The organism is Haemophilus haemolyticus, from assembly GCF_003351405.1.
In the GTDB taxonomy this organism is placed as follows: Bacteria; Pseudomonadota; Gammaproteobacteria; order Enterobacterales; family Pasteurellaceae; genus Haemophilus; species Haemophilus haemolyticus_N.
Genome location: NZ_CP031240.1, coordinates 836,447 through 851,240 on the forward strand (window position 1 = coordinate 836,447; position 14,794 = coordinate 851,240).

Here is a 14,794-nt window from a genome sequence, read left to right on the forward strand (position 1 = left end):
AAAGTGCGGTTGTTTTTCCCGATGTTTTCTATTTTGCTTGATGATTTTCAATAGGCAAGGCGAAAAGAAAATGCTACAATCGCACGTTCTTATAACTTTATTCTTATTTTCCTAAGTAAATAACGGATTCAATTTATGGCAACTGAAATTGTTGATAAAAAGAAAAATGTACCAGAGACGGTGGTAGAAGGTAAATCCAAAGGATTAAATACCCTTCTTTGGATTTTAGTCGCAGTCTTTTTTGCGGCAGCTGCGATTGGTAATGTTTATTTCCAAAAAGTATATTCATTACCTATTCGTGTAGTGGGTGTAGTCATTGCGTTGGTGATTGCTTTTGCATTTGCAGCAATTACTAATCAAGGTACAAAAGCTCGTACATTCTTTAAAGATTCAAAAATAGAAGCGCAAAAAGTGGTATGGCCAAGTCGCCAAGAAGCGCGTCAAACTACATTAATCGTAATTGGGGTAACAATCATTGCATCCTTATTTTTCTGGGCGACAGATTCGATTATTGTGACAGTAATTAATTTCTTAACTGATTTGAGATTCTAAAATGACTGAAGAAACAACTGTATCAAAAAAACGTTGGTATGTATTACAGGCGTTTTCTGGTTTTGAAAGCCGAGTGGCTTTAACTTTGCGTGAATACATTAAACAGCAACAAATGGAAGACCAATTTGGTGAAGTGTTAGTTCCAACTGAAGAAGTTGTTGAGAATGTTGCAGGTAAACGTCGTAAAAGCGAACGTAAGTTTTTCCCTGGCTATGTGCTTGTAGAAATGGAAATGAATGATGAAACATGGCACTTGGTGAAAAGTGTTCCGCGTGTTATGGGATTTATTGGTGGTACACCTGATAAACCAGCGCCAATTTCTAAACGAGAAGCGGATACTATTTTGAACCGATTAGAGCAGACTACTGATAAACCACGTCATCGCAATGAGTATCATCCTGGTGAAGAAGTTCGTGTGGCGGAAGGTCCATTTGCAGACTTTAATGGTACAGTAGAAGAAGTGGATTATGAAAAAGGTCGCTTAAAAGTTTCTGTATCAATCTTTGGTCGTGCAACACCAGTTGAACTAGAATTTGGTCAAGTAGAAAAAATACATTAATCCTTGATTAAGGATAATTAAAAAAATTACCGCACTTCTATAATGCGGTTTTTTTTCATGCCTTGAATTTATCAAGGTATTGTTACTTGTGTGATCTTTAATTTTAGGAAATTAATTGGTCGTAGAAGATAATATATAAAAAATCCCTTGCTCAGCAAGGGATTTAGTAATGCGTTAAAGTGCGGTAGAAATTACCAACCTTTTACAACACCATCTTTGAAGTGTTTTTTAGCTTCTTGGTAAACTTCTTCTGTTTGGTAAGATTTTACGAAATCTTGAACAGCTTTGCTGTCTTTGTTATCGGTACGAGAAACGATAATGTTCACATATGGAGAATCTTTATCTTCTACAAATACACCGTTATCTTGAGCATTTAAGCCTACTTGACCAGCATAAGTATTGTTTACTACAGCTAAATCAACATCGTCTAATGCTCGTGCCGCAACAGAAGTGTCTACTTCAGTGATGTTTAATTTTTTCGGATTTTCAACAATATCTAATACAGTTGAAAGAAGGTTATTTGCATCTTTTAATTTGATTAAACCTTGTTTTTCAAGAAGAATTAATGCACGGCCACGGTTTGTTGGATCGTTAGGAACAACAACTTTAGCACCTTCTTGTAATTCATTCACATTTTTGATTTTTTTAGAATAACCCGCTAATGGATAGACGAAAGTATTACCCACGATGACTAAGTTATTTAAATTTTTCGCTTTTGCATCTTCATCTAAATAAGGTTTATGTTGCATTGCGTTTGCATCTAAATCGCCTTTAGATACCGCTTCATTTGGTAATGCGTAGTCATTGAATTCAACGAATTGAACGTCTAAACCATATTTTTCTTTAGCGACTTTTGCTGCAATTTCCGCAACTTGGTGCTCAGGACCAGACATTACACCGACTTTGATTTTAAGTGGTGCAGCTGCCGCTTCAGGTTTTTTGTCTTCTTTACAGCCTGTTAAAATGAGAGCTGATGCGATTGCAGTGATTGCAAAAAGTTGTTTTAATTTCATAGGATTTCCTTCCTGTTTAAGTTAAGAGTTGTGTTTAATTAACGATGATCCACTTTTTTAGCCAGTGTATCGCCGAGTTTTTGGCTAATCATAACGAATAGCACAATAATAATGGTTGCCACCCAAGTGACATAAGGCATATTGCGATATACGCCGTAGTTGATAGCTAGGCTACCTAAGCCACCGCCGCCTTGCGTCCCCGCCATTGCCGAGTAACCAACTAAAGTGACCAGCGTAAGCGTGATACCATTAATGAGTGTAGGTAGTGCTTCTGGCAAATAGAATTTACATACAATTTGCCATTTAGTTGCTCCCATTGCTTGAGCAGCTTCGGTTAAACCATTTGGAATTTCCATTAATGCATTAGCAGTTAAGCGAGCCACGAATGGCATCGCACAAATACTCAATGGAATAATTGCTGCTGTTGTACCTAATACGGTTCCCACGATGAAACGTGTTACAGGTAATAAAATTAAGAGCAAAATAATAAATGGAATGGAACGCCCGATATTAATGATCGTGTTTAACACAAAATGAGTGTGGTTATTTTGTAAAATCTCATTTTTTCCAGTTAAAAAAGTCCATACGCCAACAGGCACGCCGACTACTACGGCAAGTAAAGTAGATGCAAAGCTGATATAAATTGTTTCATAAGTTGCGGTTGCGACAACACCCCACATTTGAGGTGTTAATTGCTGGCTAAATGTTGCCAAGAAATCATTGAACATAACCTAGCACCTCCACGCGCACGTTGTTTTCCATTAAATAAACTTTGGTTTGCGTAATGGCATCTTCATCGCCTTCTACTTCAGCAATGGTATAACCAAATTTCACGCCTCCAGCATAATCAATTTGTGAGGTTAAGATACTGAGCTCCACGCCAAATTTTTTTGATGCCTGAGAAAGTAACGGTGCATCGACTGAGCGACCGGTAAACTCAAATTTGATAATTGGATACGCTTTGCTGTGTTTCGGCGTATCTGTAAGATTTTCCAAATATTCATCAGGTAGACTGATGTGGAAGGTCGAACGAATAAACTCTTGTGCTAATTCCGTTTTCGGATTTGCAAAAATTTCACCGACAGTACCTTGTTCAACTAGGCGACCTTGATCAATGACAGCAACTTGATCACAAATCTGTTTAACAACTTCCATTTCATGGGTAATCAACAAAATCGTAATACCTAAAGTGCGGTTAATTTCTTTTAATAATTTAAGAATAGATTGTGTCGTTGCAGGATCTAATGCACTAGTGGCTTCATCACATAATAAGACTTTTGGATCGCTCGCTAAGGCACGTGCAATGGCTACACGTTGTTTTTGCCCGCCAGAAAGATTGCTTGGGTAAGCATCACGTTTTTCACTTAAACCAACAAGCTCTAAAAGTGCGGTAATTTTTTCTTGGATTTTTGCTTTTGGTTCACCTTCCAATTCTAAGGGTAATGCCACGTTTTCAAATACGGTGCGAGAACTTAGTAAATTGAAATGCTGAAAAATCATTCCAATTTGACGACGAGCACGTACTAACTCGCGATCAGAAAGTCCTGTTAATTCTACGCCGTCCACAATAACGGAACCGCTAGTTGGTTTTTCTAATAAGTTCACACAGCGAATTAACGTACTTTTTCCTGCGCCAGATGCGCCAATTACTCCGCAAATTTGACCTTTTTCGATGTTTAATGAGACATTATCAAGCGCAGTCAATTTCTTGCTAGGCAGCTCAAAAATCTTCGTTATATTGCTTAGCTTAATCATATAAGCCCTTTTTATTTACTGTTTTTAAATCTGTTTCGGTATTCTAGACGTCTAGATTGCTATGTCAATATGTTAGATTATCTTTTTTAGACAGATTGGTTATGAGTTATATTTGCTAATTGCTTGGATTAAATAGATAATTTTCGCCAATTTGATACGTATGAAAGGTAAGAGAATGAATAAGGCTATTTTTTTAGATCGTGATGGTACGTTAAATATTGATTACGGTTATGTACACGAAATTGATAACTTTAAATTTATTGAGGGTGCGATTGATGCATTGCGAGAATTAAAGAAACTGGGATATATGTTGGTATTAGTGACCAACCAGTCGGGCATTGCACGTGGTTATTTTTCTGAAGATCAGTTTTTACAGCTGACAGAATGGATGGATTGGTCATTGGCTGAGCAAGATGTGGATTTGGATGGTATTTACTATTGCCCACATCATCCTGAGGGAAAAGGTGAATATAGAGAAGACTGTGATTGCCGGAAACCTAAATTTGGAATGTTATTGCAAGCGATCAAAGAATTAAAGATCGATCCTACGCAATCTATTATGGTTGGAGATAAAGTCGAAGATCTAAAAGCGGGAATTGGCGCGAAGGTGAAAATGAATGTATTAGTTCGTACAGGTAAACCAGTAACGGAGGAAGGCGAGAGAGTAGCGGATTATGTGTTAGATTCTATCGTTGATCTTCCGAGGATTTTAAAACGATTAAAAAAATAGCTCAATATATCTATATTTTGCTCTAATCGCTTGCGCTTTAATCAAAAGATCATTTTTTTAAATATTTTTACAAAAAGTACTTGCAAGGGTTTTGAAAATCCCTATAATGCACCGCACACAACGACGCACTGTTGTGAAGTTTTTAAGTTTACACGTGCGTCGTTGTTTTTTGCTCTTTAACAATGTATCAGACAATCTGTGTGGGCACTTGTTGATTGACTTGTTTTAAAAATATTTTTAATTTTGAAGTCTTAATAGGTGCTTAACTGAAAAATTCATAATTACTTTTTTAAGTAGTGTTTTATTTATAGCTAAGCAGTTTATTGAGCGATTGAACTTGAATTGAAGAGTTTGATCATGGCTCAGATTGAACGCTGGCGGCAGGCTTAACACATGCAAGTCGAACGGTAGCAGGAGAAAGCTTGCTTTCTTGCTGACGAGTGGCGGACGGGTGAGTAATGCTTGGGAATCTGGCTTATGGAGGGGGATAACTACGGGAAACTGTAGCTAATACCGCGTAGTATCGGAAGATGAAAGTGCGGGACCGTAAGGCCGCATGCCATGAGATGAGCCCAAGTGGGATTAGGTAGTTGGTGGGGTAAAGGCCTACCAAGCCTGCGATCTCTAGCTGGTCTGAGAGGATGGCCAGCCACACTGGAACTGAGACACGGTCCAGACTCCTACGGGAGGCAGCAGTGGGGAATATTGCGCAATGGGGGGAACCCTGACGCAGCCATGCCGCGTGAATGAAGAAGGCCTTCGGGTTGTAAAGTTCTTTCGGTATTGAGGAAGGGATGTGTGCTAATAGTACATATCATTGACGTTAAATACAGAAGAAGCACCGGCTAACTCCGTGCCAGCAGCCGCGGTAATACGGAGGGTGCGAGCGTTAATCGGAATAACTGGGCGTAAAGGGCACGCAGGCGGTTATTTAAGTGAGGTGTGAAAGCCCCGGGCTTAACCTGGGAATTGCATTTCAGACTGGGTAACTAGAGTACTTTAGGGAGGGGTAGAATTCCACGTGTAGCGGTGAAATGCGTAGAGATGTGGAGGAATACCGAAGGCGAAGGCAGCCCCTTGGGAATGTACTGACGCTCATGTGCGAAAGCGTGGGGAGCAAACAGGATTAGATACCCTGGTAGTCCACGCTGTAAACGCTGTCGATTTGGGGATTGGGCTTAAAGCTTGGTGCCCGTAGCTAACGTGATAAATCGACCGCCTGGGGAGTACGGCCGCAAGGTTAAAACTCAAATGAATTGACGGGGGCCCGCACAAGCGGTGGAGCATGTGGTTTAATTCGATGCAACGCGAAGAACCTTACCTACTCTTGACATCCATGGAATCCTGTAGAGATACGGGAGTGCCTTCGGGAACCATGAGACAGGTGCTGCATGGCTGTCGTCAGCTCGTGTTGTGAAATGTTGGGTTAAGTCCCGCAACGAGCGCAACCCTTATCCTTTGTTGCCAGCGATTCGGTCGGGAACTCAAAGGAGACTGCCAGTGATAAACTGGAGGAAGGTGGGGATGACGTCAAGTCATCATGGCCCTTACGAGTAGGGCTACACACGTGCTACAATGGCGTATACAGAGGGTGGCGATGCCGCGAGGTGGAGCGAATCTCAGAAAGTACGTCTAAGTCCGGATTGGAGTCTGCAACTCGACTCCATGAAGTCGGAATCGCTAGTAATCGCGAATCAGAATGTCGCGGTGAATACGTTCCCGGGCCTTGTACACACCGCCCGTCACACCATGGGAGTGGGTTGTACCAGAAGTAGATAGCTTAACCTTTTGGAGGGCGTTTACCACGGTATGATTCATGACTGGGGTGAAGTCGTAACAAGGTAACCGTAGGGGAACCTGCGGTTGGATCACCTCCTTACCAAAGACGAGAGACAGCGAGTGCTCACACAGATTGGCTGATAGTTGTAGACAAATGGGCAGAAGAAAACATTACCCTTGGGTCTGTAGCTCAGGTGGTTAGAGCGCACCCCTGATAAGGGTGAGGTCGGTGGTTCAAGTCCACTCAGACCCACCACTCTGAGAGTGAGTGATGTAAAGGAGTAATGATTTATGATGAAATGGGGATATAGCTCAGCTGGGAGAGCGCCTGCCTTGCACGCAGGAGGTCAGCGGTTCGATCCCGCTTATCTCCACCACTTATCATCGTTAAGTAAATTTATTCATTTAGTTTATTTAACGATGATAACTGAAAAGTTTTATCAACTGTTCTTTAAAAATTGGAAACAAGCTGAAAACAAGAGATTTTCGAGAGAAAGTCTGAGTAGGCAAAATAGGAAAGTGAAAAGAGGGAACTGAGAAGGAAACTCTGAGAGCAAACCTGTTTTGCATAAAATCTTGATTGAACAAAAGCAATCAAGTGTTTAGTTGAATGAAAATACGCATCAAATTGACCACACTTTGAAGTGAAAACTTAAAGTGATTGAAAACATTTGAGGTTGTATAGTTAAGTGACTAAGCGTACAAGGTGGATGCCTTGGCAATCAGAGGCGAAGAAGGACGTGCTAATCTGCGAAAAGCTTGGATGAGTCGATAAGAGGCGTTTAATCCAAGATATCCGAATGGGGAAACCCAGTAGATGAAGAATCTACTATCACTTACTGAATCCATAGGTAAGTGAGGCAAACCGGGAGAACTGAAACATCTAAGTACCCCGAGGAAAAGAAATCAACCGAGATTTCGTCAGTAGCGGCGAGCGAAAGCGAAAGAGCCTGTTAATGATAACAGCAGAGATAGAGGAATAAGCTGGGAAGCTTAGCGACACAGGGTGATAGCCCCGTACTCGACATCCAGGCTGTGGTACTAAGTTAACGAGAAGTAGGGCGGGACACGTGATATCCTGTTTGAAGATGGGGGGACCATCCTCCAAGGCTAAATACTCCTGATTGACCGATAGTGAACCAGTACTGTGAAGGAAAGGCGAAAAGAACCCCGGTGAGGGGAGTGAAATAGAACCTGAAACCTTGTACGTACAAGCAGTGGGAGCCTGAAAGGGTGACTGCGTACCTTTTGTATAATGGGTCAGCGACTTATATTTTGTAGCGAGGTTAACCGAATAGGGGAGCCGAAGGGAAACCGAGTCTTAACTGGGCGACTAGTTGCAAGGTATAGACCCGAAACCCGGTGATCTAGCCATGGGCAGGTTGAAGGTTGGGTAACACTAACTGGAGGACCGAACCGACTAATGTTGAAAAATTAGCGGATGACTTGTGGCTGGGGGTGAAAGGCCAATCAAACCGGGAGATAGCTGGTTCTCCCCGAAATCTATTTAGGTAGAGCCTTGAGCGGACACCTTTGGGGGTAGAGCACTGTTTCGGCTAGGGGTCCATCCCGGATTACCAACCCGATGCAAACTACGAATACCAAAGAGTGATACTCAGGAGACACACGGCGGGTGCTAACGTCCGTCGTGGAGAGGGAAACAACCCAGACCGCCAGCTAAGGTCCCAAAGTCTATATTAAGTGGGAAACGAAGTGGGAAGGCTTAGACAGCTAGGATGTTGGCTTAGAAGCAGCCATCATTTAAAGAAAGCGTAATAGCTCACTAGTCGAGTCGGCCTGCGCGGAAGATGTAACGGGGCTGAAATATAGCACCGAAGCTGCGGCATCAGACGTAAGTCTGTTGGGTAGGGGAGCGTTGTGTAAGCGGATGAAGGTGTGTTGAGAAGCATGCTGGACGTATCACAAGTGCGAATGCTGACATAAGTAACGATAAAACGGGTGAAAAACCCGTTCGCCGGAAGACCAAGGGTTCCTGTCCAACGTTAATCGGGGCAGGGTGAGTCGGCCCCTAAGGCGAGGCTGAAGAGCGTAGTCGATGGGAAACAGGTTAATATTCCTGTACTTGGTAAAGCTGCGATGTGGGGACGGAGTAGGTTAGGTTATCGCACTGTTGGATATGTGCGTTTAAGTTGGTAGGTGGGAAGTTTAGGCAAATCCGGGCTTCCTTAACACTGAGAGATGATGACGAGGCTCTACGGAGCTGAAGTAACTGATACCACACTTCCAGGAAAAGCCACTAAGCGAAAGGCTTTACTAAACCGTACTGAAAACCGACACAGGTGGTCAGGTAGAGAATACTCAGGCGCTTGAGAGAACTCGGGTGAAGGAACTAGGCAAAATAGCACCGTAACTTCGGGAGAAGGTGCGCCGGCGTAGATTGTAAGGGCTTGCCCCTGAAGGTTGAACCGGTCGAAGATACCAGCTGGCTGCAACTGTTTATTAAAAACACAGCACTCTGCAAACACGAAAGTGGACGTATAGGGTGTGATGCCTGCCCGGTGCTGGAAGGTTAATTGATGGTGTAATCGAAAGAGAAGCTCCTGATCGAAGCCCCAGTAAACGGCGGCCGTAACTATAACGGTCCTAAGGTAGCGAAATTCCTTGTCGGGTAAGTTCCGACCTGCACGAATGGCATAATGATGGCCAGGCTGTCTCCACCCGAGACTCAGTGAAATTGAAATCGCCGTGAAGATGCGGTGTACCCGCGGCTAGACGGAAAGACCCCGTGAACCTTTACTATAGCTTGACACTGAACATTGAATTTTGATGTGTAGGATAGGTGGGAGACTTAGAAGTAGTCACGCCAGTGATTATGGAGTCGTCCTTGAAATACCACCCTTTAACGTTTGATGTTCTAACGAAGATTGCGGAACGCGGTCTCGGACAGTGTCTGGTGGGTAGTTTGACTGGGGCGGTCTCCTCCCAAAGAGTAACGGAGGAGCACGAAGGTTTGCTAATCACGGTCGGACATCGTGAGGTTAGTGCAATGGTATAAGCAAGCTTAACTGCGAGACAGACAAGTCGAGCAGGTACGAAAGTAGGTCATAGTGATCCGGTGGTTCTGAATGGAAGGGCCATCGCTCAACGGATAAAAGGTACTCCGGGGATAACAGGCTGATACCGCCCAAGAGTTCATATCGACGGCGGTGTTTGGCACCTCGATGTCGGCTCATCACATCCTGGGGCTGAAGTAGGTCCCAAGGGTATGGCTGTTCGCCATTTAAAGTGGTACGCGAGCTGGGTTTAGAACGTCGTGAGACAGTTCGGTCCCTATCTGCCGTGGGCGTTGGAGAATTGGTTGGGGCTGCTCCTAGTACGAGAGGACCGGAGTGGACGCACCACTGGTGTTCCGGTTGTGTCGCCAGACGCATTGCCGGGTAGCTAAGTGCGGAAGAGATAAGTGCTGAAAGCATCTAAGCACGAAACTTGCCAAGAGATGAGTTCTCCCAGATTATAAATCTGTAAGGGTTGTTTAAGACTAAGACGTAGATAGGCAGGGTGTGTAAGTGATGTGAGTCATTGAGCTAACCTGTACTAATTGCCCGAGAGGCTTAACTATACAACGCTCAAGTGTTTTTGGGAAACAGAGTGAAAGAAAAAGAAATTAACTAAACGTTCAGCTTGTGGCCAATGAAGAACATAGATAGAAGTTAGAATAAACGTTATCAAAGAATTATCCTGGCGGCGATAGTGCGGTGGAACCACCTGACACCATACCGAACTCAGAAGTGAAACGCTGTAATGCCGATGGTAGTGTGGGGCATCCCCATGTGAGAGTAGGGCACCGCCAGGTTACTGAATACAAATCTAGATTAAATAAAAACAGAAGAACCCCAGTTAGACAACTGGGTTTTTACTTTTCTATTTTTCACGTAAGGTGAAGCTTATTACATATCCACTATTCCACTATCAATAAAGACCTTCTCAAAACCAATTATACTTTAGGTGCGAATGTTATTTTTCCTACTAACTTAAAATTTTTTAAAGGTAAGGTTTAGCCTACTATTTACATTTCTTTAATCTGTCTTATTTTTAATAATTATTCTCAAATTTTAACCCAGTATACTGGGTTTATTCTTTCTTGACAGAAAGAATAAAACAATACTGTTAAACAATTTGGTAGGTTTTATGTGTGATGTGAATACTCAAAATATTTGCAAACAGATGCATGTTTATTGGAAAAATGAGCATTTTCAAACTCTGCTTAAAAATAATAAAGATAATTTAGATCAAAAAGTCATTTCTGAAATAAATAGCCTTATTCGAAAAATTGAATCCTCTAATTTTGTCGTTTGCCAACAAAATATCCTGCTATTGAATTATATCTATGATGATTTACAGAGGGGAGATTTTTCTGAGATTAATCAATTCCTTCAGGAAATTAAGAAAAATATGTCTAATTTGGCATAATATGAGGAGAAAATAATGATTAGAAAAAGTTTATTTATTTTGATAATAGTAATGGGATTATCCGCTTACCATTCAGGATTACACGTTTGGTATAACTCATCACCGCAAAATGCAAGACTAATTTGTGGTGGACAATTTGTTGGCTATACGCCTTATAACGCTTATTACAATATCTCTGAGCAAGATATTCAACGTGGCATAGTTCAAGTTGTGCCTTGCCAAGCAGTTTGGATGAGTGGAGTAACTGAACATTATCGTAATCAATTTCCAGTTAATTCATATAGTCATTCTTATAGCTTAACAGCAGTAAGTAATAATGCATCAGCTGCAGATGTTCAATTTCATTCATCACAACGTGCGGCCTACCAAGCTCAACAAGAGCAAACTAATCAAATTATTCAGGGGATTGGGCAAAACCGTCCAAAAAGCACCTATTGCAACCGAATTGGCAACCAAGTTTTTTGTAACACTTATTAAGGAATAAAAATGAAAAAATTACTTTCCATTACTGCAATTTCTTTGCTCTTATCTGGCTGTTTTAGTAGTGTCAATTTATCAAATTCTAATACCTCAGCTAATGCTAATGGAATAAATAAACTTTCCAATCAAGATGTAAACTCTATAGCATTTCTATACGCTCAAACATTTGTTTGTAGTAATGGTAGTGCTAAAAAATCTCCTGAATGGAATAATTTCCGTCAAGAAATGGAACAATATTTTTCCCAATTAAATAATCAAGATGCAAGTCTTATTTCAATAGCATTTGTGACAAGAGTATCAGTAGATTATTTTAGAGAAAATAATATTCCTATAACACCTCATAAGATGGGACAATTTTATCCTATTTTTCTGTCTAATGATAAAATAAAGTTGGATGTGGTGAGATCAGCAATGAAAGTAATGACAAGTGATGGTTGTACTAAAAAGGTTCTTGATATTATTAAAGAAAACTTCCATAAAATCATAATAAGTAAAGCTTAATCTCAGTCCCAGCCCCATTCGGGGCTTTTCTACACATCTTTTTCTACCTGTGCTACAATTTCACTAAAATTTTATCCTTAAAAACAAGAGAAATTATGACCGCACTTAATGTATTAATTTATCCTGATGATCATTTGAAGGTTGTCTGTGAACCTGTTACTGAAGTTAATGATGCAATTCGTAAAATTGTTGATGATATGTTTGATACGATGTATCAAGAGGAAGGTATTGGTTTAGCTGCACCTCAAGTAGATATTTTGCAACGTATTATTACTATTGATGTTGAAGGTGATAAACAAAATCAGCTTGTCTTGATTAATCCTGAAATTTTAGCTTCTGAAGGCGAAACGGGAATTGAAGAGGGGTGTTTATCCATTCCGGGCTTCCGTGCGTTGGTTCCTCGTAAAGAAAAAGTGAAAGTGAGAGCGTTAGATCGTGACGGTAAAGAATTTACTTTAGATGCGGATGGTTTGCTTGCGATCTGTATTCAACACGAGATCGATCACCTTAATGGAGTTTTATTTGTTGATTATCTTTCTCCACTTAAGCGCCAACGTATTAAAGAAAAATTGGTGAAATATAAAAAACAAATTGCGAAACAATAAGCTTCTGATTCTTAATTAAAGTGCGGTTGATTTTAACCGCACTTTTCCTATCAATCACCATAACGTAGAACATTATGAAATCACTTAATATTATTTTTGCTGGTACGCCAGATTTTGCTGCACAGCATTTACAAGCCATCCTAAATTCTCAACATAACGTGATCGCTGTTTATACTCAACCTGACAAACCAGCTGGTCGCGGTAAAAAATTGCAAGCAAGTCCAGTCAAGCAACTTGCTGAGCAAAATAATATTCCCGTTTATCAACCTAAATCCTTACGTAAAGAAGAGGCGCAGTCCGAATTAAAAGCGTTAAATGCAGATGTAATGGTTGTTGTGGCTTATGGATTAATTTTACCGAAAGCTGTATTAGATGCCCCTCGTTTAGGTTGTTTAAATGTGCATGGTTCTATTCTTCCTCGTTGGCGAGGAGCAGCACCAATTCAGCGCTCAATTTGGGCTGGTGATGCACAAACGGGTGTAACCATTATGCAAATGGATGAAGGTTTAGATACAGGTGATATGTTACACAAAGTTTATTGTGATATTTTACCGATTGAAACTTCAACAAGTCTTTATAACAAACTGGCAGAGCTTGCTCCATCAGCATTAATCGATGTTTTAGATAATCTTGAAAACGGTAAATTTATAGCCGAAAAACAAGATGACAGCCAAAGCAATTATGCAGAAAAACTTTCTAAAGAAGAGGCACAATTAGATTGGTCACATCCTGCAATGCAACTTGAGCGTAATATTCGTGCTTTTAATCCTTGGCCGGTTGCTTATTTTTCAACAGAAGATAAGGATGGCAATGTGCAAACTTTAAAAGTGTATCAAGCGGAAGTGTTGCCTCATCAAGATAAACCAGCGGGAACTATTTTAAGTGCGGATAAAAATGGTATTCAAATTGCGACTGTCGATGGCGTCTTAAACTTATTGCAATTACAGCCCGCAGGTAAAAAGCCTATGTCTGCACAAGATTTATTAAATGGCCGTGCAGAATGGTTTACTATTGGTAAGGTGCTTGCATAATGAAAAAATTCTCTTCTAAAACTATCAAAGCAAAAAACTCAATAAAAATGACCGCACCCTCGACGAGGGCTATTGCAGCAAACTTAATTTTGCAAGTATTGGATGAAGGTAAATCCTTGTCGGCGTTAATCCCTGAAGTGCAACTTTCTGTAAAAGCCCAAGATTTGCCCTTACTACAAGAAATTTGTTTTGGCGTGTGTAGAGTATTGCCTCGCTTAGAGCAAATTATCAAACGTCTTGTGGATAAGCCGCTTAAAGGTAAAACTCGCATTGTTCATTGCCTGTTACTTGTGGGATTATACCAATTGCTTTATATGCGAGTGCCTGCTCATGCGGCAGTTGATGAAGTGGTGAACGCAACAAAATCATTAAAATCTGATAGTTTTAGAGGATTAGTGAATGCGGTTTTGCGTAGATTTTTACGTGAGCAAGATGAGATCTTGGCCATTATCGATAAAAATTGGCAAACGCTTCACCCTGAATGGTTCGTGAATAAATTAAAAAAAGCCTATCCTAATTGGCGTGAGATCATTGAGGCAAACAACCTGAAACCACCAATGTGGCTACGTGTGAATTCACAAAAAAACACCCTCGAAACTTACCGCACTTTACTTGAAGAACAAGGTGTTTCTTCGAAAACAAGCCATCATCCTAATGCGCTATGTTTAGATATACCGATTACTGTGCAAAAATTACCGCACTTTGAAGAAGGGGCGGTTACAGTGCAAGATTTAAGTGCTCAATGGGCGGCAACATTGCTTGAGCCAAAAAATGAGGAATGGATCCTCGATGCTTGCGCGGCACCAGGTGGTAAGACAACTCATATTTTGGAATTGGCACCTCAAGCTAATGTGATTGCATTAGATGTAGAATCTCATCGCTTAAAACGAGTAGAAGAAAATCTTGCACGTTTAAATCAGCAAGCGATAGTGGTGTGTGGTGATGCGAGTAAACCTAACGAATGGTTAGCTGAAATCGGTAAAAGTGCGGTGAAATTTGACCGAATTTTACTTGATGCACCTTGTTCTGCAACAGGGGTGATTCGACGCCATCCCGATATAAAATGGTTACGCAAAGAAACCGATATCGCTCAGCTTGTTGAACTACAGAAGAAAATTCTGAGTGCACTTTGGGAAAAACTGAAGCCAAATGGTGTTTTGCTTTATGCGACTTGTTCTGTATTGCTCGAAGAAAATTGCGAACAAATCCAAGCATTTTTAAATGCTCACGCGGATGCCGAGTTATTGCCATTACCCTTTAGTGATGATAAAAGTGCGGTGGGTTTTCAATTCATTCCTCAACCAAATAGTGGTGATGGGTTCTATTATGCGAAGTTACGTAAATGTGCTTAGAGGCTA

The 14,794-nt window shown here is 41.1% G+C and carries 12 protein-coding genes, 2 tRNA genes and 3 rRNA genes; 14 read left to right on the forward strand and 3 right to left on the reverse strand.

The genetic code is table 11. The annotated features are described in order from the left end of the window. Positions 1–135 precede the first annotated feature (135 nt). A complete protein-coding gene (gene secE, locus DV427_RS04140) occupies positions 136–552 on the forward strand; it encodes a preprotein translocase subunit SecE (RefSeq protein WP_005636067.1) in 417 nt (138 codons plus the stop codon). A gap of 1 nt (position 553) precedes the next feature. Then, positions 554–1,111 (forward strand): transcription termination/antitermination protein NusG, encoded by a 558-nt coding sequence (gene nusG, locus DV427_RS04145; RefSeq protein ID WP_005628071.1) that lies wholly within the window; start codon positions 554–556, stop codon positions 1,109–1,111. Positions 1,112–1,302: 191 nt separating this feature from the next. Here the strand turns inward: nusG and DV427_RS04150 are convergent, their stop codons facing one another. The 3 genes from DV427_RS04150 to metN are packed head-to-tail and all read right to left on the reverse strand — an operon-like array spanning position 1,303 to position 3,879. Beyond that, on the reverse strand, positions 1,303–2,124 hold the full coding sequence (locus DV427_RS04150; RefSeq protein ID WP_114891404.1) for a MetQ/NlpA family lipoprotein: 822 nt from the start codon (positions 2,122–2,124) through the stop codon (positions 1,303–1,305). Positions 2,125–2,162: 38 nt separating this feature from the next. Beyond that, positions 2,163–2,852, reverse strand: coding sequence for a methionine ABC transporter permease (locus DV427_RS04155; protein WP_114891405.1), 690 nt, complete (start codon positions 2,850–2,852; stop codon positions 2,163–2,165). Further along, on the reverse strand, positions 2,842–3,879 hold the full coding sequence (metN, locus tag DV427_RS04160; RefSeq protein ID WP_009500269.1) for a methionine ABC transporter ATP-binding protein MetN: 1,038 nt from the start codon (positions 3,877–3,879) through the stop codon (positions 2,842–2,844). The genes DV427_RS04155 and metN overlap by 11 nt, the downstream gene beginning before the upstream one ends. Before the next feature lie 175 nt (positions 3,880–4,054). On the opposite strand from metN, the gene gmhB reads away from it, so the two are divergent. The 12 genes from gmhB (at position 4,055) to rsmB (ending at position 14,788) form a co-directional block, all read left to right on the forward strand. After that, positions 4,055–4,609 (forward strand): D-glycero-beta-D-manno-heptose 1,7-bisphosphate 7-phosphatase, encoded by a 555-nt coding sequence (gene gmhB, locus DV427_RS04165; protein ID WP_114891406.1) that lies wholly within the window; start codon positions 4,055–4,057, stop codon positions 4,607–4,609. Positions 4,610–4,948: 339 nt separating this feature from the next. After that, a 16S ribosomal RNA gene (locus DV427_RS04170) occupies positions 4,949–6,488 on the forward strand. A gap of 79 nt (positions 6,489–6,567) precedes the next feature. After that, positions 6,568–6,644: transfer RNA gene (locus DV427_RS04175), tRNA-Ile, on the forward strand. A 45-nt stretch (positions 6,645–6,689) separates the two neighbouring features. Beyond that, positions 6,690–6,765, forward strand: a tRNA-Ala gene (locus tag DV427_RS04180). A 306-nt stretch (positions 6,766–7,071) separates the two neighbouring features. Next, a 23S ribosomal RNA gene (locus DV427_RS04185) occupies positions 7,072–9,968 on the forward strand. A 118-nt stretch (positions 9,969–10,086) separates the two neighbouring features. Continuing rightward, a 5S ribosomal RNA gene (gene rrf, locus DV427_RS04190) occupies positions 10,087–10,202 on the forward strand. The 16S, 23S and 5S rRNA genes sit together here with 2 tRNA genes alongside, the layout of an rRNA operon. Before the next feature lie 335 nt (positions 10,203–10,537). Beyond that, positions 10,538–10,819, forward strand: a complete 282-nt coding sequence (locus tag DV427_RS04195) for a hypothetical protein (protein ID WP_114891407.1) — start codon at positions 10,538–10,540, stop codon at positions 10,817–10,819. A 15-nt stretch (positions 10,820–10,834) separates the two neighbouring features. Continuing rightward, positions 10,835–11,296: a hypothetical protein gene (locus tag DV427_RS04200; protein WP_114891408.1), complete on the forward strand. Its 462-nt coding sequence runs from the start codon at positions 10,835–10,837 to the stop codon at positions 11,294–11,296. A gap of 9 nt (positions 11,297–11,305) precedes the next feature. Further along, positions 11,306–11,800: a hypothetical protein gene (locus tag DV427_RS04205; protein ID WP_114891409.1), complete on the forward strand. Its 495-nt coding sequence runs from the start codon at positions 11,306–11,308 to the stop codon at positions 11,798–11,800. A 95-nt stretch (positions 11,801–11,895) separates the two neighbouring features. Further along, positions 11,896–12,405: a peptide deformylase gene (gene def / locus DV427_RS04210; RefSeq protein WP_114891410.1), complete on the forward strand. Its 510-nt coding sequence runs from the start codon at positions 11,896–11,898 to the stop codon at positions 12,403–12,405. 74 nt (positions 12,406–12,479) lie between these two features. Further along, positions 12,480–13,436: a methionyl-tRNA formyltransferase gene (gene fmt, locus DV427_RS04215; RefSeq protein ID WP_114891411.1), complete on the forward strand. Its 957-nt coding sequence runs from the start codon at positions 12,480–12,482 to the stop codon at positions 13,434–13,436. Next, a complete protein-coding gene (gene rsmB, locus DV427_RS04220) occupies positions 13,436–14,788 on the forward strand; it encodes a 16S rRNA (cytosine(967)-C(5))-methyltransferase RsmB (protein WP_114891412.1) in 1,353 nt (450 codons plus the stop codon). The genes fmt and rsmB overlap by 1 nt, the downstream gene beginning before the upstream one ends. Positions 14,789–14,794 lie beyond the last annotated feature (6 nt).